Source organism: Streptomyces marispadix (assembly GCF_022524345.1).
GTDB lineage: Bacteria > Actinomycetota > Actinomycetes > Streptomycetales > Streptomycetaceae > Streptomyces > Streptomyces marispadix.
The window spans coordinates 1,358,521-1,378,427 of record NZ_JAKWJU010000002.1; the positions used below are offsets into that span (position 1 = coordinate 1,358,521).

A 19,907-nucleotide genomic window follows, 5' to 3' on the forward strand; every position below is an offset into this window, starting at 1 on the left:
GCGCATCGGCAGGCGATTGGTCCGCGTCACGTTGGGCAGCATGCCGCAGTACGGCGTGCTGGCGATCTCAGGGAGTGTCGATGCCAGGGGGAAACGACTCGGCTGGAGGCCGTGCGGCCAGGGATGCCCGCTTAGGTGCTGATCGAATTCCGTCTCCTGGGGGTCGAGACCCTGCCAACAGTCGAGAGAATGGGCGGACCCAACCCCCGTTTGACTCGTCTGTGGCATATAACCTCCTTGTGGTCGATTTTGAGCAAGCTTTTGTTCTACACAACGACTACAAAACTGCAGAGCGGGAGTTGTACGTTCTGTCACTTCGCATTCTAGCGTTTCCGATTGTAATTGCTGGAGCACTACTATCCGCTGAGCTAATATCATCAACGGGCAACCTCGGCTCTGCATTAAAGCTTCCAGTGATTTGGTTGGCGTTGATGGCGTCTGGACTGCTCAACTTTGTCGTTGTTCGTGCCTACGTAGTTACTGATCGAGTACAGACCGAGTCAAAACACCAAGTAAATCGGCTGCGATCTCTCTATCTCGTTTCCCTTGCTGAACATTTTCCCGACGGCTGGGAACCTGTCTGGGGATCAACGAACGCGTACCTGGACACCAAAATAAAGCTCAAGGCGGCGCTGCTCACGCCATTCATCTTGGGTACGATCAACGCTCTCTACGTCGCCGTTGGGCTGGACAGTTTGCTCAAGTACCAGGTTTCGATTTCTCATCACGTCGCAATTGCGGCATTCGCAGGAGTGGTCTATCTACTTCTTCAACTTGAGTTAACCTGGAACGTAATTCGCCGAGCAATCCGACACTGAAAGGAACGAGAGTGAGTAACCCCACTGACGTCCCCGTTTTCTTTGCGCCAGGCCAAACAGATACCAATCAATACGACCGGCAGGCGCTTACGTACTTGGTAAGGGAATGCCATTCTTCAGTCGAGCATACCTTGCAGTTATTAGAGTCGAAGTCATTTGAATTTCATACCACACAGACCTTGCACAGAGACGCGATCGACGTTGAACTGATCTACCGGCAATGCATTCCGGCCGCATGCATCGCGACGCGCTATTATTTGCCAATCGAAGAGGTCGCCGACTATCTAACGCTATTCACCTCATGTCAGACACTCATTCTTAATCACATCGATCGACACCTTGACCTATCCGCTTCGTACACCATTCGTGATCCACAGCATTTATTGGCGGACGTTCGCTCGGTCACTTGCTACGCAGTTGCCTCACTGTATGAGGGGATGACGTTTGCCCGAAAGGGCCCCGGTCCTGCGGCCGCGGTCTCACACATGGCTGATGTCAGCAGCAAGATAATTCAATCTATGCATCACAATTACGCGACGCGCTTTGATAGCGCATATCTCAAGCAACCAGAGAAACTGACGGAACTCTACCGAGACGAAACTCTGTCTCGCCATCTCGGTTCAGGGTTCTATAGCTCTAGCGTCCTGGGATTGAATGCGTACTTCGATTTGCCTCAGCCGAGCAACCTTCCCGATATTCTTCGCGACATGCGTAGGCTTAGGCAGCGCGTAGATGAGTTGTCTGATGAGTTGTCTGATCTTTTCGAGGACACTGTCACCGGCCTCCTCACCTACCCGGTCGCTAAACTATTGATTTCACCTGAGTATCATGAGTCTGCGGCTAAGACGATTCTTGCCATATGGGAGGAGAGCGAGAAAATAGTTGCCCAGCACCGTGGCCGTCCCGACCACGCCAACAAAGCCATGCGAACGAGCGGGCATCTCTCGAAATCCTTTAGGGATCTGATGGATTTGTCGATCGACGCAGGCGTACTGGAAGAGTGTCGAATCGAGGCGCATAAATTATGGTGTCGGATTCGGGGAGAACTCCAGGGGTTGGATTCCGCGATTGCTGATCCCTTGGCGATAGTGGTGGATCTCAAGCGTGCTTTCCTTGAACGCTTATCAGAAGCCGCTTGGAATGACGACCCGCCATCGCATACGTTTGCAGACATCCGCAGGCAAGTCCTTGAAGGGAGAGGTCCCAATTAGCACTCATGTTGAGAATTCGGCGAAAGCAGTGATTGTCGAGGAGGGACGCGTTCTACTGATCCGCTATGAAGACTCCACGAGCATGGACCTCGGTACGTGGTATTCACTCCCAGGAGGTCGCCAATGCTTTGGAGAGACCATGGGTGAAGCTCTTGTCCGCGAGTGCAAGGAAGAGCTTGGCGCCGACGTTAGTGCTGGGCCACTGCTGTTTGTGCGCGAGTACATTCATGCGAGGCATTCACTGAAAGGGACGGGCCGGGATCAGCACAAGATTGAATTCATGTTCAGCTGCATCCTCAATAGTCGGCCAGCGATGACGCTTGCGGCCGACAAGGACCAAAGCACCTTCGAATGGGTCGACTTGGCCGCTCTCAGTGAAATCACGATTTTCCCGACGGGGTTGGGAGACCTGAAGGGGCTTCTGGAGAAGCCCAATTCAGTGTATTGGGGTGATACTTTCTAAGCTAACTCTCGGTGTTTTGACGGATCCTGACCTGTTGGCGAGGTCGGCATAGCGGCTTTGGGCTGGAGCTGCTTTGGGGCGAGAGATCAGGGGCTCGTAAGCTTCCCGCGACTCGGGCAGTCTCCTGACCTGCCCGTAATAGCCCGAAGTGAGCCCCTGATCTTAGAGCCTCGCCCCAAAGTGGCTGCCTAAAGCCGTGGAGCCGACCGCCCCCTGCCGGCACCTTCCTGTCTTGTGGCTCGCGTCCGCGCGCGGGCCGGCGGCCGGGCCGGAGTGGGGCGGAGACAGGAGCGTCGGCCCGGCGGCAAGCCGGGCCGCGCGGCGAGCGGAGCGAGCCCTTGATGAAGCAGGGAAAGTCTGACCGCGCTCGTTGGCTGACTGCGGCCTGATGGCGAACCCGACGCCTCGGCTAACGTGATGACATGCCCTCTTCGCTGGACACACCTCGCGGCGCTGCCGAGCTGGCCGAGTCGTTGTTGCCTCCGCTCGGGAACAGGTGGCTGCACACGCAGGCAGTCGCGGAGCGCGCTCGGGAGGCATCGCCAGCAGTGCCGGAGGATGAGCGGGACCTCCTTGTCGCCTCTGCCTGGCTGCACGACATCGGGTATGCCCCCGAGTTGCGGGAGACCGGCTTTCATCCCCTCGACGGTGCGCGCTATCTGGAGTCGCTCAATGCACCCCGCCGGCTTGTCTGTCTGGTCGCACATCACTCCGGCGCGGTGTACGAGGCAGAACAGCGCGGCCTGGTTGCCGAGTTGAAGCCATACGAGCGCGAGGACACTCCGATCCTGGACGCTCTGATCTTCGCCGACATGACGACTGGCCCTGCCGGTGAGCGGTTCGACTTCGACCGCCGCATGGACGAGATCCTCGTGCGCTACGAGCGAGGGAGCGAAGTACACAACGCCATCAGCAACGCACGGCCGTACCTTGGGGCGGCGGTGCAGCGGACGCTTGACCGCCTGTCTCCTCACGGTGAGTAGGCTGAATCACCCGATGTAGGGCTCTGCCCGCTCGCTGAGGCCGTGGTCGATCCGCAGTCGCATCGACGGGTGGATGTTCAGCTCGTCCAGCCGCTCCGGGGCGACGAAGGCAACTTCCTTGCTCTCGCTGCTCGTTCGCAGTCGGCCGCCGACGATGCGGGCGGAGAAGCAGATCGAGAACTGTTGTCGTACCTCGCCGTCGTCGTACGCCATGACGTGCGCGGGGTCGGTGAACAGGCCCACCAGGCCCGTGACTTCGATGTCGAACCCGGTCTCTTCCTTCGTCTCGCGTACGGCCGCGTCGGGCGCGGACTCGCCGACGTCGACACCGCCACCCGGCAGAGCCCATAGGCCGTTGTCCGTCTTGTGGATCAGCAACAGCTTTCCGGATTCGTTCCTTGCTACGGCTGTGACCGATGGAACGATACTGTTCGCCTGCGGTGCGTCCGGGTCGTTGAAGTAGTCCACGCGAGCCATGAGCCCAGCGTGCCACGACCGCCGGCAAGGGTTAGGCGGGTGTCGAGCGCTCCCAGGCGTAGTCGAAGCTGCGCATGTAGTGCCGGAATGTCCTTGCTCCGGGGAGGTAGCGGAAGTGCAGGACTGGGTTCTGTCCTGCTGGTGCTCCTAGGACGTGCGGGTTGACAAGCATGTCGTCATCGAACCGGTAGATCGAGTTGTAGAGGATCGTGTCGTGGAGCCGCAGTTCGACGCCCGGTGTGCCGGTCGCCGGAGAGATGTAGTGCTGGCTCAGCTTCGCGCGTGCAGCGAGGCTGTCCCCGATCCCTTCCTCTTCGCCGCGCTGTTGGATCATCACTGACTCGGGGTCGCCTAGCAGAACACGGATCTTCGCCCCCGCCTTGGCCTTCTCGGCGAACTGGTCGGCAAGGTCCGGATGGCTGTCGAAGAGGAACAGTCCTGCGTAGACCAGGATTTCGACCTGGCTTGTCGCTTTCTCGATCAGCGACTCCCACAAGTGGCCTGGCACGGCCCCGCGGTTCGGGTAGAACGTGACCAGCTCGGACGTGCTCGCCGTCTCGGCCTGCTTCTCGACGGCCGGCCACAGATAGACCTCGTCCACTCCGAGGAAACTGGCCGCCTTCCAGCGGTGGCTGCGGTGCGGTGTCCGCTCCAAGGTGATCCAGCGCTCGACGCTCTTGGGGTCCACTCCGACGTGCTCCGCCAGCGAAGGGACCGTCTCGCCCTTTGCCGAAATCGCCGCACGCAGACGCTCGTTCGCCATGAGCCCAGACCTTCCCTTAGGACGTTGGGACGTTTTGACGTTACCTCAGACGTCCCTAAACGTCCATCGGGGCGGTGATGCGTCCACCCCTTCTCGCGGTTCTCTGATCGTGCCGGCACAGCCTCGGCTCTCAATTCGACTCAGATCAGGAGAACCAGACGATGCGTCAGATTCCCGTAGACACCACCGCCGCCGCGATGATGATTGCCCAGCCTCCGCAGCCCAAGGTCATCAACCGTCAGACCGGCGAGATCGCCACCGACCGCGACACCGGCGCGAAGCTCATGACGGTCAACGTCATGTTCGCCATGGACGGCAACGCCGAGGTCCTGAACGTGACCGTCCCGGAGACCGGCGTCGCCGACGAGTTGACCATGGGCACGCCCGTCGCTCTGACCGGCCTGATCGCCCGTCCCTGGGAGAACGAGTTCAACGGTCAGAAGCGGCACGGCATCAGCTTCCGCGCCGTGGCGGTCACGTCCCTCTCGCAGGCACAGAGCACGGCGGCCTGATCATGAACACTCTTCTGATCGCCGCTGTGATCGCTGGTGGGCTGGCGCTGCTCCGGTGGCGCCGACCCGCCTGGTTCTGGCTATGCCTCGGGCTTCCGCTGGCCGCCGCGCGCGTGCTGCTCCGCTACGGCTCGGTCATGGAAGCCTGCGGGCTGACGGTCCCGCCGTCCCGCATGCGGCTCGCCGTGGCTCGGGCTACCCGCACCGAGGTTCCGTCCTCGCGAGTGCCGCGCATCATCCGTCTGACGCCGACCCGTACGGGCCTCGTCCTCCGGATCAAGATGCGGCCCGGACAGGACGCCTTCGACTTCATCGCCTCCTCCGACCGGCTCCGGCACTCCTTCAAGATGCAGGGCGTGACCGGCCGGGAGGTGAAGGCCGGTGTGGTCGAGCTGCGGATGACTGGATACGACGTGCTCAAGCGGGTCCAGATGCCCGCCAGGACCGAGACGAAGACGCTCCGCATCCCTGTCTCGCTCCGTGAGGACGGCTCGATCCACTACCGCGACTACCGGGAGGTCCCGCACTCGCTCAACATCGGCGCCACGCAGTCGGGTAAGTCCGTCTACCAGCGTCGGCTGGTGACCGAACTCGCCTCGCAGCCGGTCGCCTTGGCTGGCATCGACTGCAAGAACGGCGTGGAGCTGGCGCCTCTGGCCCGCCGCTTCTCCGCCCTCGCCTGCAACCCGGATGACGCGCTCGGACTCCTGGACGCGCTCCTCGACCGCATGGAAGGGATCTACGAGATCATCCGGCGCGAGCAGCGGATCAGTTCGGACGTGCCGGATGCGGAGATCACTGCCGACATCTGGGGCCTGCCTGAGCACCTGCGGCCCACCCCGGTCGTGCTGCTGGTGGACGAGGTCGCCGAACTCGCCCTCTTCGCCTCGAAGAAGGAAGAGAAGCGACGCGACGCCATCGTGACCGCCCTGGTGCGCCTGGCCCAGCTCGGACGGGCCGCCGGTATCTACGTCGAGATCTGCGGGCAGCGCTTCGGTGCCGACCTCGGCAACGGAATCACCTTGCTCCGCTCGCAGTTGACCGGCCGCGTCTCGCATCGCGTCAACGACGAAGCCTCCGCCCGGATGGTCTTCGGCGACATCTCGCCTGACGCCATGGGCGCCACGGTGCAGATCCCGACCGACCGCCCCGGTACGGCCGTTGCTGCCGAGTCCTCCGGCGGCTGGGTCCTCACCCGCACCCCCTACACGACGCTCCGGCAGGCCGTGAACACCTGCAACCGCCATGCCGAGCTGACCCCGGAACTGCCCGAACTGGCCAACTGGCGCCCGGACCTCCGCATCTCCCTCGTCAAGACAGCAGCCGCCGACGAGCTGACGAGTCAGGCCGCCTGACCGCACACGACCCGACCAACGAAAGGAGGGCTGAGACATGAACCGGCTGCCTCGGGTGGACGCCGTACTCGTCCAGGCCGTCATCGCCGGCGCCCTGTCGTTCGCGCACCTCCACGACATCGCCGCCGCTGCGGGACAGGACGGTTGGAAGGCGTGGGCCTATCCGGTCAGTGTGGACCTGCTGCTCGTCGCCGCATGGCGCCGTATCCGCAGCCTGCAAGCCGCTGGTGAAAGGTGCGGACTGGCCTGGTGCTGGTTCGTCATCGCGCTCGCCGCGTCGCTCGGAGCCAACGTGGCTACGGCCGGTCTCCTCGACCTGGAAGCCGTTCCCGCCTGGCTGCGCATCCTCGTTGCCGGTTGGCCCGCACTGGCCTTCTTCGGCGGAACGCTCCTGGCTCACTCACCCACGGGAGAGCGGGAGAGCGCGCTGTCCACTCAAGTCGAGCGAGCTGCGACCGAGGACGAGTCGCCTGTGCTCGCGGACGAGCTGGACCGCCCCGAGCTGCCGGAAGTCGAAGCCGCTCCGGCTCCGGTCGAGCCCGCAACGCCGGCACCAATTCCCGACGTACCTCCCGCCCTCATCACACACGCCCGGAAGCTCGCCGACGCCCACCAGGCGCAGACCGGCGGCCCCATCGACACCGACACACTCCGCGCCCGCCTCGGCGTCCCGGCCCCTATGGCCGACGCCATCGCAACCCAACTGACCTGAGAGGAACCGACCATGCCTGCCCGCGACTTCTTCCACTCCGTCGAACGCATCGGCCCCGTACAGATCGGCACCCACCGAAGCCGCCGATCCGGCGAGACCCGACACGCAGCCGTGTGCACCTCTGAGCGCTGTGGCTGGTCCGCCGACTACTCGAACCGGTCGGCCGCCCAGCTCGCCGCCCGCACCCACCGTTGCCGCGTCCGCTGAGGGAGGCATCCGACATGACCGTGAACGTCCCGCTCATCCTGCTCCTGGCCCTCGTCGGCTACTTCGGCATCCGCCTCTTCCGGCCGCCGACCTGGCTCGTGGTCGTCCTGCTCCTGGGCGGCTTCCTCCTGGCAGACACCTTTCTCGCCCCCGCGATCGACTCCGGCGCCCGCACCGGCACCGAGATCGTCAACGGCACCAACGACTGAACAAGGAGACAGCACATGTTCCAGCCCAAGTACCCGACCGCACCGCTCCCAACGGCCACCAGCCCGGCCCCGGTCGTCACACCGACCGCGATCAACCACTACCCGCAGCAGCAGACGGCTCCCACCTACGCACAGCCGCAGTACGCCGCGCCCGCTCCAGCCGCGCCCCAGCGCCCCGGACTGCTCACCCCCGGACGAGTCGGCACAGCCGTCGTCGGCGGAACCGCCGCCGTGCTCATTGTCGGCACGGTTCTCGTCTCGCTGCTCCTGGCCGTCGCAGTCACCGCGGCTTCCGTCGCGGTCTGCGCCGTCATCATCCGCTCGCTCGTCAACTCGCAGTACAGCCGCTTCTGACCGGCCCTCGGGGCGGCCCTGATACCGCCAAGCATCCGCCGCCCCGAGAGCGCTGCCCCTTCCCGACCAGAGATCGAAAAGGAGACACCATCATGACCCACAGCGCACCGGCACAGCAGCCGCTCTGCCGAGACTGCGACGGCTTCCCCGTCGTCGCCATCGACACCGGATCGCTCAACCCGGACGGCACCCGGCGCACGCTCCACGTCACCTGCCGGACCTGCCAAGGCACCGGCCACACCTCCGCCGCCCACGTTCTCTCGGGAGGGCGCGCGTGACCAAGCCCGCGACCTTCGCGGGCCTGGACCCGGTCACCATCGGCGACGCGCTGAGGGTGGCCGGGTCTCCCGACTTCGCCCGCTGGGAAGACCAGATCCGCCGCACCGGAGGCTGCTCCAACCCCGTCCACCTGACCGGCTGGACGCTGACCAAGGACAAGACCACCGGGGAGACGCTGCACCACTACAGCACCGAGAATGAACCGGGCGGACGCCTGCGCGTCGCCTGCGGCAACCGCCGTGCCTCCCGCTGCCAGGCCTGCGCCCGCACCTACTCCGCCGACACCTACCACCTCATCCGTGCGGGCCTGGCCGGAGACGACACCAAGGACGTGCCGGCTTCCGTCCGGGACCACCCGCGCGTCTTCGCCACCCTCACCGCACCGAGCTTCGGACGCGTACACAACCGCCCCGCGAAGCGGCCCTGTAATTGCGGCGTCCGACACCCGGAAGCAGACCCGGACCTCGGGACACCGCTCGACCCGGAGAGCTACGACTACGCCGGGGCGGTGCTGTTCAACAACCACGCCGGACAGCTCTGGGCACGCTTCGCCAACCGGCTCCGCCGTGAGATCGCTGCCCGTGCCGGACTCTCACAGCGGGAGCTGCGCGAGGTGTGCCGGATCTCCTACGGCAAGGTCGCGGAGTTCCAGAAGCGGGGCGCGATCCACTTCCACGCTGTGATCCGCCTCGACGGTGCGGACGGTCCCCACGACGCGCCCCCGTCCTGGGCACGGACCAGCCTCCTCGAGGACGCCATCCGTGCAGCCGCTCGACACAGCTACACGACCGTCACCGTTCCGGCGGCCGGCACCGAGCCCACCCGCTCGCTGCGTTGGGGCGACCAGCTCGACATCCGCCCCGTACGAGCCTTCGGGGACGGTTCGGAGCTGACTGAACAGGCCGTCGCCTCCTACGTCGCCAAGTACGCCACCAAGGCCGCCGAGAACACCGGCACCCTGGATCGCCGCATCGGCGAACTCGCCGAACTGGAACGGCACGACGTACCCGAGCACACCCAACGGCTCATCCGCGCCTGCCGCGACCTCGACCGCCTCTATCCCGACCGGCGGCTGTGGGCCTGGGCGCACATGCTCGGCTTCCGGGGCCACTTCTCCACCAAGTCCCGGCACTACTCCGTCACCCTCGGCTCGATCCGCCAGGCACGGGCCGTCTACCGCGCCGCCGAACAGGCCGCCGCCCTCGGCCTGGAGGAGATCGAGCCGGACACCGTGCTCGTCCTCGCCGACTGGCAGTACGCCGGACACGGCCACACCCCCGGCGAATCCGCACTCGCCGCCGGCATCGCCCAAGACCTGCAACTCAACCGCGACACCGCACGCGAAGCCCTGACCGAACTAGAACGAGGAGGTGTCTGGTGAGCGTCCGCCGCCTTCCTGAGCGCTACCTGACCCCTGTCGACCTGGCGGACCTCCTCGGCGTACCCGTCGAGACGGTCTACCAGTGGCGCCGCAAGCACGTCGGGCCCCGCGGCTTCCGGGTCGGTCGGCACCTGCGCTACGACCCCGAGGACGTACGCGCCTGGGTCGCCGGTCAGATGGAAGAGGCCGCCTGATGGCCGGGCACATCCAAGACCGCTGGTACAAGGTCGAGTCGGGCACGAATGGTAAGCCCGTCAAGGTCAAGACCGACCGACACGGAGCGGGAATGCGCTACCGCGCTCGGTACGTCGCCCCGGACGGGAGCGAACGGAGCCGGTCCTTCCCGGACAAGCAGAAGCGTTTGGCCGAGCAGTGGCTGGCTCAGGTCTCCGCCGACATGACCCGTGGCCAGTACGTGGACCCATCTGCGGGAAGAGAGACATTCAGGCAGTACGCCACGAACTGGCTCGCTTCCCAGACCACCGACATCTCAACGATCGATGCCACGGAACTCCGACTCCGGCTGCACGTCTTCCCGTACATCGGCTCGCGTTCGCTGAGTGCCTTTCAGCCGGGCCACATTCGAGCCTGGAACAAAGCACTCATCGGTGCCGGACTGTCTGCCTCCTATCGGCGGGTCATCTTCGCCAACGTCTCGGCTGTCTTCGCTGCCGCAGTTGATGACGGCATCATCATCCGCAATCCGTGCCGGGCCGGTTCCGTCCGGGCACCCAAGCTGGACGGTCGCAAGCTCAAGCCGTGGACGAGTGAGCGCGTCTTCGCCATACGGGCCAGCCTCCCGGCGGAGTACCGGACGATCGTCGATGTGGGTGCCGGATGCGGGCTGCGACAAGGCGAAATCTTCGGGCTGGCCATCGATGAAGTCGACTTCCTCGGCGGAGTCGTGCATGTGGTGCGTCAGGTCAAGATGGTGAAATCGGCACTCGTCTTCGCTCCGCCCAAGGGCGGCAAGCTACGCGATGTGCCGCTACCCGACGCCGTGGCGTCCGCGCTCGCTGAGCACGTCACCAAGCGCCCTCCGCAGGAGATCACGCTTCCGTGGAAGACGCCGGACGGTCCTCCCGTGACGGCCTCGCTCGTCTTCTTCTCACGCGAGCGCAAAGCAATGAACCGGAACTACTTCAACATGCACCTCTGGAAGCCCGCCCTCGTCTCGGCAGGCGTCATCGGGGAACGGCAACCGGGCCAACAGTTCGAGCCGTCACGCGAGCACGGTATGCACGCACTGAGGCACTTCTACGCCTCGGTCCTTCTGGACGCCGGAGAGAACGTCAAGGCGCTGGCCGAGTACCTGGGCCACAGTGATCCAGGATTCACGCTGCGGACGTACACGCACCTCATGCCGAACAGGCAGGCGCGCGCACGGCGGGCCGTCGACATGGCTCTCGGCCACAGTCCCGAACCATCGACTATGGACGTGACATGACCCCAAGGGCCCATCAGTTAACTCGCCAGATGATCCATGGGAACGGACTAAAGCCTCGTGGCGTGTACATACACGACGGGTTACTCAAGCCTGGATGATTCGCTCTGCGGAGCCCCCATCGAAAGATCAATACAGTGACGAAGCGCGCACACAGCCTGGTTGGCGAGATTGAACGAGATGCTCTAGACGACGCGGTCCCCTTGTCCACCGTCCTGCGGAAGGTCATCGCGCTGGGCGGCGCCGTGAACTCTGACCAACTACGGGAGTGGGCGGGGAAAGAACTCCGCGGATACGAGGGTGATGATGAAGTTCCCAAGTACCGAGTCGTCGGGGCCCCGCTGAAGATCGATGCCTTGATCGGCCCTCGCCAGGTCACCGGGCAACAGATCAGCCCCAATGACCTTCCCTCGTTTGCCCAGAAACACATCGGCGAGGACGTCCAGCTGCGGATGGGGGTGAGGGAGCTCGAAGACTCTGCGAACAACATCAATCCCGAGAAGGGCTACGTGCAGTTAACTCCCAGCCGCGCCACAGACATCGCCAAGGTCATGGACACCGCCAGCGGCGAACCCTTCCAGACGATCACTGCCCTCTATTGGGTGGTCTCGAAATCCAGCATCGTTGGCGTCCTCGACCAAGTACGGACGACGCTGACCGAACTGGTAGCCGAGCTACGCGCGACGGTGCCCGACGAGGACACGGACCCTTCCTCTGAAGCCGTTGGGAATGCACTGCACGTTGCCGTAACGGGTTCCCCAAAGGCTCGCATCACCCTCACGACTGCACAGTCACACGGGAAGAGCACGATCAAGAACGCTGACGCCTCGCCAGATGTCAGCGAAGACGCTTCCTTCTGGACTCGCAACAAGAAGGCCGCGTTCATCGGTGGAGCGGTAACTGTCCTCGCTGGCGTCGCCACAATCCTGCGGTTGTTCCTCTAGGACACGACGCCGGGCCAACTGAGGCACCGAGACCGGGTTACAGATACCTGTAGACAGCTGTGGGCCGCGCCTTCCTCCCCGGGAAGTGCGGCCCACGGCCCATGTACGGCCCAGGAGAGCAAACGGATGCTCTGACCTGTGTCGTTTCTAGATGTCGAAGTACAGCTCGAACTCGTGCGGGTGCGGCCGCAGTTGCATCGGGGCGATCTCGTTCTCGCGCTTGTACTCGATCCACGTGTCGATCAGGTCGGCCGTGAAGACGCCGCCCGCCTGGAGGTACTCGTTGTCCGCCTCCAGGGCGTCGAGGACCGCCGGGAGGGACGTGGGGACCTGCGGGACGCCCGCGTGCTCCTCGGGGGCGAGTTCGTAGAGGTCCTTGTCGATCGGCTCGGCCGGCTCGATCTTGTTCTTCACGCCGTCGAGGCCCGCCATCAGCAGCGCCGAGAAGGCCAGGTACGGGTTCGACGAGGGGTCGGGCGCGCGGAATTCGACGCGCTTCGCCTTCGGGTTGGAGCCCGTGATCGGGATTCGCATCGCCGCGGAGCGGTTGCGCTGCGAGTAGACCAGGTTGACCGGCGCCTCGAAGCCCGGCACCAGGCGGTGGTAGGAGTTCACCGTCGGGTTGGTGAAGGCCAGCAGCGACGGGGCGTGCTTGAGGATGCCGCCGATGTAGTAGCGGGCGGTGTCGGACAGGCCCGCGTAGCCCTGCTCGTCGTAGAAGAGCGGGGAGCCCTCGCTCCACAGGGACTGGTGTACGTGCATGCCGGAGCCGTTGTCACCGAAGATCGGCTTGGGCATGAACGTCGCGGTCTTGCCGTTGCGCCACGCGGTGTTCTTCACGATGTACTTGAAGAGCATCAGGTCGTCGGCGGCGGCGAGCAGCGTGTTGAACTTGTAGTTGATCTCGGCCTGTCCGGCGGTGCCCACCTCGTGGTGCTGGCGCTCGACCTGTAGGCCGGCCTTGTTCAGCTCCAGGGTGATCTCGGCGCGCAGGTCGGCGAAGTGGTCGACGGGCGGGGCGGGGAAGTAGCCGCCCTTGTAGCGGACCTTGTAGCCGCGGTTGCCGCCGTCCTCGATGGTGCCGGTGTTCCAGGCGCCGGCCTCCGAATCGATGTGGTAGTAACCGGCGTTGGCCTTGGTCTCGAAGCGCACGTCGTCGAAGACGTAGAACTCGGCCTCGGGGCCGAAGAAGGCGGTGTCGGCGATGCCGGAGGACGCGAGGTACGCCTCGGCCTTCTTCGCCACGTTCCGCGGGTCACGGCTGTACTGCTCGCCGGTGATCGGGTCGTGGATGAAGAAGTTGACGTTGAGGTGCTTCTCGCTGCGGAACGGGTCCAGCCGGGCCGTGCTCAGGTCGGGCACCAGCGCCATGTCCGACTCGTGGATGGCCTGGAAGCCGCGGATCGACGAGCCGTCGAACATCAGGTTCTCGTCCGGGTCGAACGACTCCGCAGGCACGGTGAAGTGCTGCATGATGCCCGGCAGATCGCAGAAACGGACGTCGATGAACTTCACGTCGTTGTCCGCGATGAATTTCTTGGCCTCGGCGGCGTTCTGGAACATCCATCCTCCTAGTCCCGCCGCGGAGGGACGGGAATTGCTGGTACGCCGGTGCGGGGGCGCGCGATGGGGCCGACGATAGGCAGGCGCGATTTCTCAAGCGTGACCCGGCTGTTTCGCCGATGTTAACCAGTGTGCCCCTGATCGCCGGTGACCTGCGAACAAGGTCGTTTCCGCCCCGCGATACGGTTGCCGTGTGAACAACAGGGATGCCATCGGCTCATGGCTGTCGGGCCCGCGTGCCGCGGCCGAGGACATGGGCGCCGACTTCGGTCACCGCGGCGAGCGGCTGGGGCTGCCCGCGGAAGGCCCGCGCTCGATCGCGCCGGTCGGGCGGCGGCTGGGCGCCCTGTTCATCGACTGGGCGGTCTCCGTGCTGATCGGTTACGGGCTCTTCGCGGGCGGTGATCTGCACAGCGCCGACAACTGGGCGCTCGCCGTGTTCCTCGTGATGAGCCTGCTGACGGTCGGCACCGTGGGCAGCACCCCGGGCAAGCGGCTGCTGCGGCTGCGCGTGGTCGCCGTCGAGGGGCTGGGACGTCCGGCCCTGTGGCGGGTCGCGGTGCGTACGGTCCTGCTGGGGCTGGCGATTCCGGCGCTGATCTGGGACCGCGACGGGCGCGGTCTGCACGACCGGCTCTCCGGGACCGTGCAGGTGCGGATGTAGCGCGGCGGTTCGTAGCGCGGCTACTCGGCGACTCCGGGCGCCCCCGGTTCCGGCTCGTCCCGTGGGGGCTCGTGCCTCGTGCGGACATGGTGGCCCGTGTGCCTCGTCCGGACATCGTGGCTCGTGCGGACATGGAAGTGCGGCCGGGCCTCCTGCTTCGCCCGGCCGCAACACATCGCTGCGCGCCGTACGCCCACGCCGTACGTCCGGGCCGCGCGGCCCCGACTACCGGGCGTCGCGCCGCCGTTCGGTCAGCGGCCGTTGCCCCGGGGCATCCGCATGCCCTTCGGCATCGGCCCCTTGGGGATCGGCATGTTGCTCATCAGGTCGCCCATCGCGCGCAGGCGGTCGTTGACCTGGGTCGTCTGCGGGCCGGTCAGCACACGCGGCAGCTTCAGCAGCTTCGTACGGAGCTTCTTCAGCTCCACCTGGCCCTCGTCGTCGCCCACGATGAAGTCGTGTACGGGCACGTCCGAGACGACCCGGGCCATGCGCTTCTTCTCGGAGGCGAGCAGCGAGCGCAGCCGGTTCGGATTGCCCTCCGCGACGAGGACGATGCCTGCGCGGCCCACCGCCCGGTGCACCACGTCCTGGCTGCGGTTCATCGCCACGGCGGGCGTGATCGTCCAGCCCTTGCCGACGTTCTCCAGCACGGCCGCGGCGGCGCCCGGCTGCCCTTCCATCTGCCCGAAGGCGGCACGCTCGGCTCGGCGGCCGAAGATGATCGCCATCGCGAGCAGGGCCAGCATCACGCCCAGGACGCCCGCGTAGACCGGGTGCCCGATCAGGAAGCCGACGGCGAGGAGTACACCGAAGGTGACAAGCCCCACACCGGCCAGGATCAGCCCGATCTTCCGGTCGGCACGCCGGGTCATCTTGTACGTCAGAGCGATCTGCTTGAGCCGCCCAGGGTTGTTCTCGGTGTCTGCCTTCCTCGCCATGCGGGGCAGTTTACGTGGCGGCGGGCCTGCGTTCGGCCGCGGCCTCCAGTACCCGCTGGGCCTCGGTACGTGCGACGGCCCGGCGGCGGTCCTCCAGCACCGCCGTCCAGGCGTTCCGGCGTGCGGTCAGTTGGCCCCTCCGCATCAGCAGGCTCTCGAAGCCCTCCAGCGCGCGCAGCGTGGTACGCAAGTCGGTTCCCCTTCGTGAGGTCACGTGGCCGTCGTCGTCCGTACGTTCTGTGAGCGGCACGTCATGGGCGGTCGCCACGTCGTGAACGGTGGGTGCAGCCATCGTCACCGTTAGGTGTTACCAGCGGATTACCAGCGGGTCAAAGGCCGCGTAAGCCGATGCGGCCAACGTCACGCCGCGGGCGGGCAGCGAAGTGGCCCAGGTCACGCACCAGTTGGTCCACGGGCCGGTTCGTCCCCGGTCCGTACCGCGGTCGCCTCGCTGCGCGAGCGGAACGTCACGCGGCTCGTGCGATCACAGTCGCCCGCGTCAGGCGGCGCGTGCGTCCCGTGCCTCGACGGCCTGCTTGTAGAGGCGGCCCGCACGGTACGAGGAGCGCACCAGCGGCCCGGACATGACGCCCGCGAAGCCGATCTCCTCGGCCTCCTGCTGGAGTTCGACGAACTCGTGCGGCTTCACCCAGCGCTCGACGGGGTGATGGCGGGCCGACGGCCTCAAGTACTGGGTGATGGTGATGAGTTCGCAGCCCGCGCCGTGCAGGTCGCGCAGCGCCTCGCTGACCTCATCGCGCGTCTCGCCCATGCCGAGGATGAGGTTGGACTTGGTGACCAGGCCGTCCTCGCGGGCGCGGGTGATCACCTCAAGGGAACGCTCGTAGCGGAACGCGGGGCGGATGCGCTTGAAGATGCGGGGCACCGTCTCGACGTTGTGCGCGAGGACCTCGGGGCGTGAGGAGAAGACCTCGGCCAACTGCTCGGGCACGGCGTTGAAGTCGGGGATCAGCAGCTCGACGCCGGTGCCGGGCATCAACTCGTGGATCTGGCGCACCGTTTCGGCGTAGAGCCAGGCGCCGCCGTCGTCCAGGTCGTCGCGGGCGACGCCGGTGATCGTGGCGTACCGCAGCTCCATCTGCCGGACGGACTCGGCGACACGGCGCGGCTCGTCGCGGTCCAGCTCGGCAGGCCTGCCGGTGTCGATCTGGCAGAAGTCGCAGCGGCGCGTGCACTGTTCGCCGCCGATGAGGAACGTCGCCTCGCGGTCCTCCCAGCATTCGAAGATGTTGGGGCAGCCCGCCTCCTGGCACACCGTGTGCAGGCCCTCGCGCTTGACCAGGTCCTGCAACGCGTTGTACTCGGGGCCCATCTTGGCCCGGGTCTTGATCCATTCGGGCTTGCGCTCGATGGGGGTCTGGCTGTTGCGGACTTCAAGGCGGAGCATTTTGCGACCGTCGGGTGCGACAGCGGACACGTCCGGCTCCCTACGTGCTTTCGATTCCTCGGCGAACTTCAGGGTACGCCCACCGCTCGCGTGCCTCCCACCCGCCGGTGGCCTCACAGACGCAGGAGGCGGGTCCGCATTGCGCGGCGGGTGCGCACGGGCGGGCGTGCGGCTGCTCAGACGGCGCGGGGCAGCGGCTCCGACGACTCCAGGACTTCGCGCAGGTGCTTCTCCATGACGGGCAGCACATCGGTCACGGGCACGTCCCGGCCCAGCTCGTTCGACAGCGACGTCACGCCCGCGTCGCGGATGCCACAGGGCACGATGCGGTCGAACCAGGTGTTGTCGGGGTCGCAGTTGAGGGCGAAGCCGTGCATGGTGACGCCCTTCGCGACGCGCACCCCGATCGCGCCGATCTTGCGGTCCTCGCCGCGCTGCCCCGCGTTGGACGGTGCGTACTCGGGGCCCTTCAGCCGGGGGTCGTACTCCTCGTCGTCGGGCTGAGCACCGGACTGAGCACCGGGCCGGGCGTCGAAGTCCAGCGACAGACCGCCGAGTTCGCCGCGGGGCCGCTCGGCGGTGTCCCCGAGCACCCAGGCGCCGCTGCGGCCCTCGATGCGCGTGGTCTCCAGGCCGAAGTCGGCGCAGGTGCGGATCATGGCCTCCTCCAGCCGACGCACGTGCGCGATCACGTCCACGGGGCGGGGCAGCTTCAGAATGGGATAGCCCACGAGCTGGCCGGGGCCGTGCCAGGTGATCTTCCCACCCCGGTCGACGTCGACGACGGGGGTGCCGTCTACGGGGCGCTCGCTCGGATCGGTACGGCGTCCCGCGGTGAAGACCGGGGTGTGCTCGAGCAGCAGGCAGGTGTCGGCGATCTCGTCCGCGAACCGGGCCGCGTGGACGCGGCGCTGCTCCTGCCAAGCCTCTTCGTAGTCGACGGCTTCGGCTCCGAATCCCAGACGGACAAAGCGCAGCTCGCTCACGGCTCCTCCAAAGTTCCGCCGGACTGTGCCGGGCGGGCCGCACCGGCCGGCCCCGCAGAAAACTGTACGGCCGGGCCTGCGCTTTCCGGCAGCGGGCCGCCTGCTCACACGTATGGATGAAAAGGCCATCGATCCTGGCGAGCCGCATGAAGGGGAGAGCTAAATTCGCGCCGTTCCGCAGGGTGCCACGGCGCCTGCAGCAAGCCGCAGCTCAGGAGCCCGTAAAGCTGATGACCACCGACCGTTCCGGGGACTCCTTCGCCCAGTCCTCACCCTCCACCGGCCGCTCCGCCACGTCCTCCCCTTCCCCGTCCCCTTCCCCGTCCACTTCTCCGTCCGCTTCCCCGTCGCCTTCCGCCCAGCCGCAGTCGCAGCACTCGCCGGCGGCCGCCCGGCCCGGCGTCCCACACAGGGGCGTCCCCGTCGGCGGACTCCCAACCGACGTCGTCCCATCCGGGGTCCGCTTCCTCCGCATCGTCGACCGCGTCGGCTTCCACTTCGTCGGCTTCAGCAACGGGGTCGCAGTCCTCGCAGCGCGTCCCCAACCGCCAGCTCGCCGCGCTCATCGCCGAGGCGGGCTTCTCCAACGCCGGACTGGCCCGGCGCGTCGACCAGTTGGGGCTGGAGCACGGACTCGACCTCCGCTACGACAAGACGTCCGTGACGCGCTGGCTGCGCGGACAGCAGCCGCGAGGCACGACCCCCGCACTGATCGCGGAGGTCTTCACGCGACGGCTCGGCCGGCGGCTGACCGCACAGGATCTGGGGCTGGACGCCTGTGCCCCGGTCTATGCGGGGCTGGAGTTCGCGGCGACGCCCTCGGAGGCGGTGGACATCGTCAGCGGGCTGTGGCGCAAGGACTCCGGAACCCACGCCGAGCTGCGCAAGATCGCGTTCACGCCTGCCGGGCTGGTCGTCCCGAGCCGTGACTGGCTCATCGGACGGCCCGACGAGCGGGTGGCGCGAGGAGTCGATCCCGACGCCGCCACGGGTACGAGCGCACCCGGTGCCGCCGGGCCGGACGCCGCCGGAGGTCTCCCCGGCAGGCACGTCAGGCCCGGCGGGCCGGGTGTGGGCGCGCGGGGTCAGGGCGCCGGTGCGCGGGTCCCGTCGCAGGTGCGCGGCGGCCCGTTGCCGGTGTCCGCCGGAGCCGCCCGTACCGGCGGCGGCGCCGGGCCCGCGGGTGCTGCGGGCGCCGCGCAGAGGGCCGGGACCTCGGGCGCCGCGGGTGCGGTGCGTACGGACCGTCCGGACCGCACCGAACGCGGCCCCGGCCAGCGCGTCACCGTCGGGGACGTCAACGCACTGCGCTCGGTCGGCGAACTGTTCCGCGCTCTCGACCACGCGTACGGCGGCGGCCACGCCAGGCAGGCCCTCGTGCGCTATCTGGAGCACGAGGCGGAGCCGATGCTGCGCGGGGTCTACGGCGAGCAGCTGGGGCGGCGGCTCTTCGCGGCGGCCGCCGATCTGACGCGGCTCGCGGGCTGGACTTCGTACGACATCGCGGCGCACGGCCTGGCGCAGCGCTACTTCGTACAGGCGCTGCGGCTGGCGCAGGCGGCGGGCGACCGCGCCTACGGCAGCTATGTGCTGGTGACGATGAGCAGGCAGGCGGTGTATCTGGGGCACGGCCGGGAGGCGGTGCAGCTTGCGAGGGTGGCACAGCAGGGCGTGGGCACGGCAGCGCCGCCGCTGGTGCAGGCGCTGCTGCACGCCGCGGAGGCCCGGGGGCACGGGGTGCTGGGCGAGGTTCGTGCGTGCACGTCGTCGCTGGCGCGTGCGGAGCGGGCGCTGGAGGCGGCGAAGTCCGGTGAGGACGTGCCGCATTGGGCGCGCTTCTTCGACGAGGCCCAACTGGCCGACGAGAGCGGGCACTGCCATCGGGATCTCCAGCAGTACCGCGCGGCGGCACAGCACGCCGAGCGCTCCCTCCAGTTGCGCGGCGCGGGCTTCGCGCGCAGCCGTCTCTTCTGCCGTGTGGTGCTCGCGTCGGCCCGTCTCGGGCTGGGCGAGATCGAGCAGGCGTGCGCGCTGGCTGCGGAGGCGGCGCAGCAGGCCGCGGAGATGCGGTCCGTGCGGGCCCACGAGTACGTACGGGACTTCGAGCGCAGGCTGGAGCCTTACCGGGACGCGGCGCCCGTACGGGGCTACCGCGAGCGGGTGGCCGCCTTGAACTGAGGGGCGCGAGTCCATGCCGGGTGGCGCGGGGGCAGCACTGGTCCTCGGGCCTCCG

General features: G+C 66.7%; 24 protein-coding genes. 17 read left to right on the forward strand and 7 right to left on the reverse strand.

What is annotated here, in order from left to right:
- The first annotated feature begins 239 nt into the window (after window positions 1-239).
- The 4 genes from MMA15_RS05835 to MMA15_RS05850 all read left to right on the forward strand — a co-directional run bounded on the left by MMA15_RS05835 (window position 240) and on the right by MMA15_RS05850 (window position 3,475).
- Window positions 240-818, forward strand: a complete 579-nt coding sequence (locus MMA15_RS05835) for a hypothetical protein (RefSeq protein WP_241057939.1) — start codon at window positions 240-242, stop codon at window positions 816-818.
- Between the two features lie 11 nt (window positions 819-829).
- Complete coding sequence (locus tag MMA15_RS05840; RefSeq protein WP_241057940.1) at window positions 830-2,029, forward strand: hypothetical protein; 1,200 nt, start codon at window positions 830-832, stop codon at window positions 2,027-2,029.
- Complete coding sequence (locus MMA15_RS05845) at window positions 1,959-2,492, forward strand: NUDIX domain-containing protein (protein ID WP_277400041.1); 534 nt, start codon at window positions 1,959-1,961, stop codon at window positions 2,490-2,492. The genes MMA15_RS05840 and MMA15_RS05845 overlap by 71 nt, the downstream gene beginning before the upstream one ends.
- A 422-nt stretch (window positions 2,493-2,914) precedes the next feature.
- Window positions 2,915-3,475, forward strand: coding sequence for an HD domain-containing protein (locus MMA15_RS05850; RefSeq protein WP_241057941.1), 561 nt, complete (start codon window positions 2,915-2,917; stop codon window positions 3,473-3,475).
- A gap of 6 nt (window positions 3,476-3,481) precedes the next feature.
- Here the strand turns inward: MMA15_RS05850 and MMA15_RS05855 are convergent, their stop codons facing one another.
- A complete protein-coding gene (locus MMA15_RS05855; RefSeq protein ID WP_241057942.1) occupies window positions 3,482-3,952 on the reverse strand; it encodes an NUDIX hydrolase in 471 nt (156 codons plus the stop codon).
- 31 nt (window positions 3,953-3,983) lie between these two features.
- Window positions 3,984-4,715, reverse strand: a complete 732-nt coding sequence (locus MMA15_RS05860; protein ID WP_241057944.1) for a helix-turn-helix domain-containing protein — start codon at window positions 4,713-4,715, stop codon at window positions 3,984-3,986.
- Window positions 4,716-4,876: 161 nt separating this feature from the next.
- On the opposite strand from MMA15_RS05860, the gene MMA15_RS05865 reads away from it, so the two are divergent.
- From MMA15_RS05865 to MMA15_RS05915, 11 genes are all read left to right on the forward strand, one after another.
- A complete protein-coding gene (locus MMA15_RS05865; protein ID WP_241057946.1) occupies window positions 4,877-5,227 on the forward strand; it encodes an SCO3933 family regulatory protein in 351 nt (116 codons plus the stop codon).
- A gap of 2 nt (window positions 5,228-5,229) precedes the next feature.
- On the forward strand, window positions 5,230-6,582 hold the full coding sequence (locus MMA15_RS05870; RefSeq protein WP_241057950.1) for an FtsK/SpoIIIE domain-containing protein: 1,353 nt from the start codon (window positions 5,230-5,232) through the stop codon (window positions 6,580-6,582).
- A gap of 37 nt (window positions 6,583-6,619) precedes the next feature.
- Window positions 6,620-7,294, forward strand: a complete 675-nt coding sequence (locus MMA15_RS05875) for a DUF2637 domain-containing protein (RefSeq protein ID WP_241057951.1) — start codon at window positions 6,620-6,622, stop codon at window positions 7,292-7,294.
- Between the two features lie 12 nt (window positions 7,295-7,306).
- On the forward strand, window positions 7,307-7,501 hold the full coding sequence (locus tag MMA15_RS05880) for a mobile element transfer protein (RefSeq protein ID WP_241057952.1): 195 nt from the start codon (window positions 7,307-7,309) through the stop codon (window positions 7,499-7,501).
- A 14-nt stretch (window positions 7,502-7,515) separates the two neighbouring features.
- On the forward strand, window positions 7,516-7,710 hold the full coding sequence (locus MMA15_RS05885; protein WP_241057954.1) for a hypothetical protein: 195 nt from the start codon (window positions 7,516-7,518) through the stop codon (window positions 7,708-7,710).
- A 15-nt stretch (window positions 7,711-7,725) separates the two neighbouring features.
- Complete coding sequence (locus MMA15_RS05890; RefSeq protein ID WP_241057955.1) at window positions 7,726-8,064, forward strand: hypothetical protein; 339 nt, start codon at window positions 7,726-7,728, stop codon at window positions 8,062-8,064.
- Window positions 8,065-8,156: 92 nt separating this feature from the next.
- Window positions 8,157-8,342, forward strand: a complete 186-nt coding sequence (locus MMA15_RS05895; protein WP_241057957.1) for a hypothetical protein — start codon at window positions 8,157-8,159, stop codon at window positions 8,340-8,342.
- Window positions 8,339-9,724 carry a replication initiator protein RepSA gene (gene repSA / locus MMA15_RS05900; RefSeq protein WP_241057958.1) on the forward strand — a complete coding sequence of 462 codons (1,386 nt, stop codon included), beginning with the start codon at window positions 8,339-8,341 and terminating at the stop codon, window positions 9,722-9,724. The genes MMA15_RS05895 and repSA overlap by 4 nt, the downstream gene beginning before the upstream one ends.
- Window positions 9,721-9,918 carry a helix-turn-helix domain-containing protein gene (locus tag MMA15_RS05905; protein ID WP_241057960.1) on the forward strand — a complete coding sequence of 66 codons (198 nt, stop codon included), beginning with the start codon at window positions 9,721-9,723 and terminating at the stop codon, window positions 9,916-9,918. Before repSA ends, MMA15_RS05905 begins: the two co-directional genes overlap by 4 nt.
- Window positions 9,918-11,171, forward strand: coding sequence for a tyrosine-type recombinase/integrase (locus MMA15_RS05910; protein WP_241057962.1), 1,254 nt, complete (start codon window positions 9,918-9,920; stop codon window positions 11,169-11,171). The genes MMA15_RS05905 and MMA15_RS05910 overlap by 1 nt, the downstream gene beginning before the upstream one ends.
- A gap of 134 nt (window positions 11,172-11,305) precedes the next feature.
- On the forward strand, window positions 11,306-12,112 hold the full coding sequence (locus MMA15_RS05915) for an AbiTii domain-containing protein (RefSeq protein WP_241057964.1): 807 nt from the start codon (window positions 11,306-11,308) through the stop codon (window positions 12,110-12,112).
- Between the two features lie 147 nt (window positions 12,113-12,259).
- On the opposite strand, the gene glnA is transcribed toward MMA15_RS05915, so the two are convergent.
- On the reverse strand, window positions 12,260-13,675 hold the full coding sequence (glnA, locus tag MMA15_RS05920; RefSeq protein WP_241057966.1) for a type I glutamate--ammonia ligase: 1,416 nt from the start codon (window positions 13,673-13,675) through the stop codon (window positions 12,260-12,262).
- Between the two features lie 193 nt (window positions 13,676-13,868).
- Between glnA and MMA15_RS05925 the strand changes: the two genes are divergently transcribed.
- Window positions 13,869-14,339 (forward strand): RDD family protein, encoded by a 471-nt coding sequence (locus MMA15_RS05925; protein WP_241057968.1) that lies wholly within the window; start codon window positions 13,869-13,871, stop codon window positions 14,337-14,339.
- A gap of 251 nt (window positions 14,340-14,590) precedes the next feature.
- On the opposite strand, the gene MMA15_RS05930 is transcribed toward MMA15_RS05925, so the two are convergent.
- From MMA15_RS05930 to lipB, 4 genes are all read right to left on the reverse strand, one after another.
- Window positions 14,591-15,280: a DUF4191 domain-containing protein gene (locus MMA15_RS05930; RefSeq protein ID WP_241057970.1), complete on the reverse strand. Its 690-nt coding sequence runs from the start codon at window positions 15,278-15,280 to the stop codon at window positions 14,591-14,593.
- 10 nt (window positions 15,281-15,290) lie between these two features.
- Entirely contained in the window at window positions 15,291-15,494 is a 204-nt protein-coding gene (locus MMA15_RS05935) for a hypothetical protein (RefSeq protein WP_241063028.1), read from the reverse strand.
- 285 nt (window positions 15,495-15,779) lie between these two features.
- Window positions 15,780-16,718, reverse strand: coding sequence for a lipoyl synthase (gene lipA, locus MMA15_RS05940; protein ID WP_241057971.1), 939 nt, complete (start codon window positions 16,716-16,718; stop codon window positions 15,780-15,782).
- Window positions 16,719-16,864: 146 nt separating this feature from the next.
- Window positions 16,865-17,674, reverse strand: a complete 810-nt coding sequence (lipB, locus tag MMA15_RS05945) for a lipoyl(octanoyl) transferase LipB (protein WP_241057972.1) — start codon at window positions 17,672-17,674, stop codon at window positions 16,865-16,867.
- Between the two features lie 564 nt (window positions 17,675-18,238).
- Between lipB and MMA15_RS05950 the strand changes: the two genes are divergently transcribed.
- Window positions 18,239-19,852, forward strand: coding sequence for an NsdA family TPR-like regulatory protein (locus MMA15_RS05950; RefSeq protein WP_241063029.1), 1,614 nt, complete (start codon window positions 18,239-18,241; stop codon window positions 19,850-19,852).
- Window positions 19,853-19,907: the final 55 nt, after the last annotated feature.

What these genes read in the sequence shown, in the direction of transcription:
- MMA15_RS05845 (WP_277400041.1), top strand. Translation starts at nt 1,959, where the DNA reads ATGACGACCCGCCATCGCATACGTTTGCAGACATCCGCAGGCAAGTCC.
- MMA15_RS05850 (WP_241057941.1), top strand. Translation starts at nt 2,915, where the DNA reads ATGCCCTCTTCGCTGGACACACCTCGCGGCGCTGCCGAGCTGGCCGAG.
- MMA15_RS05855 (WP_241057942.1), bottom strand. Translation starts at nt 3,952, where the DNA reads ATGGCTCGCGTGGACTACTTCAACGACCCGGACGCACCGCAGGCGAAC.
- MMA15_RS05860 (WP_241057944.1), bottom strand. Translation starts at nt 4,715, where the DNA reads ATGGCGAACGAGCGTCTGCGTGCGGCGATTTCGGCAAAGGGCGAGACG.
- MMA15_RS05865 (WP_241057946.1), top strand. Translation starts at nt 4,877, where the DNA reads ATGCGTCAGATTCCCGTAGACACCACCGCCGCCGCGATGATGATTGCC.
- MMA15_RS05870 (WP_241057950.1), top strand. Translation starts at nt 5,230, where the DNA reads ATGAACACTCTTCTGATCGCCGCTGTGATCGCTGGTGGGCTGGCGCTG.
- MMA15_RS05875 (WP_241057951.1), top strand. Translation starts at nt 6,620, where the DNA reads ATGAACCGGCTGCCTCGGGTGGACGCCGTACTCGTCCAGGCCGTCATC.
- MMA15_RS05880 (WP_241057952.1), top strand. Translation starts at nt 7,307, where the DNA reads ATGCCTGCCCGCGACTTCTTCCACTCCGTCGAACGCATCGGCCCCGTA.
- MMA15_RS05885 (WP_241057954.1), top strand. Translation starts at nt 7,516, where the DNA reads ATGACCGTGAACGTCCCGCTCATCCTGCTCCTGGCCCTCGTCGGCTAC.
- MMA15_RS05890 (WP_241057955.1), top strand. Translation starts at nt 7,726, where the DNA reads ATGTTCCAGCCCAAGTACCCGACCGCACCGCTCCCAACGGCCACCAGC.
- MMA15_RS05895 (WP_241057957.1), top strand. Translation starts at nt 8,157, where the DNA reads ATGACCCACAGCGCACCGGCACAGCAGCCGCTCTGCCGAGACTGCGAC.
- MMA15_RS05910 (WP_241057962.1), top strand. Translation starts at nt 9,918, where the DNA reads ATGGCCGGGCACATCCAAGACCGCTGGTACAAGGTCGAGTCGGGCACG.
- glnA (WP_241057966.1), bottom strand. Translation starts at nt 13,675, where the DNA reads ATGTTCCAGAACGCCGCCGAGGCCAAGAAATTCATCGCGGACAACGAC.
- MMA15_RS05930 (WP_241057970.1), bottom strand. Translation starts at nt 15,280, where the DNA reads ATGGCGAGGAAGGCAGACACCGAGAACAACCCTGGGCGGCTCAAGCAG.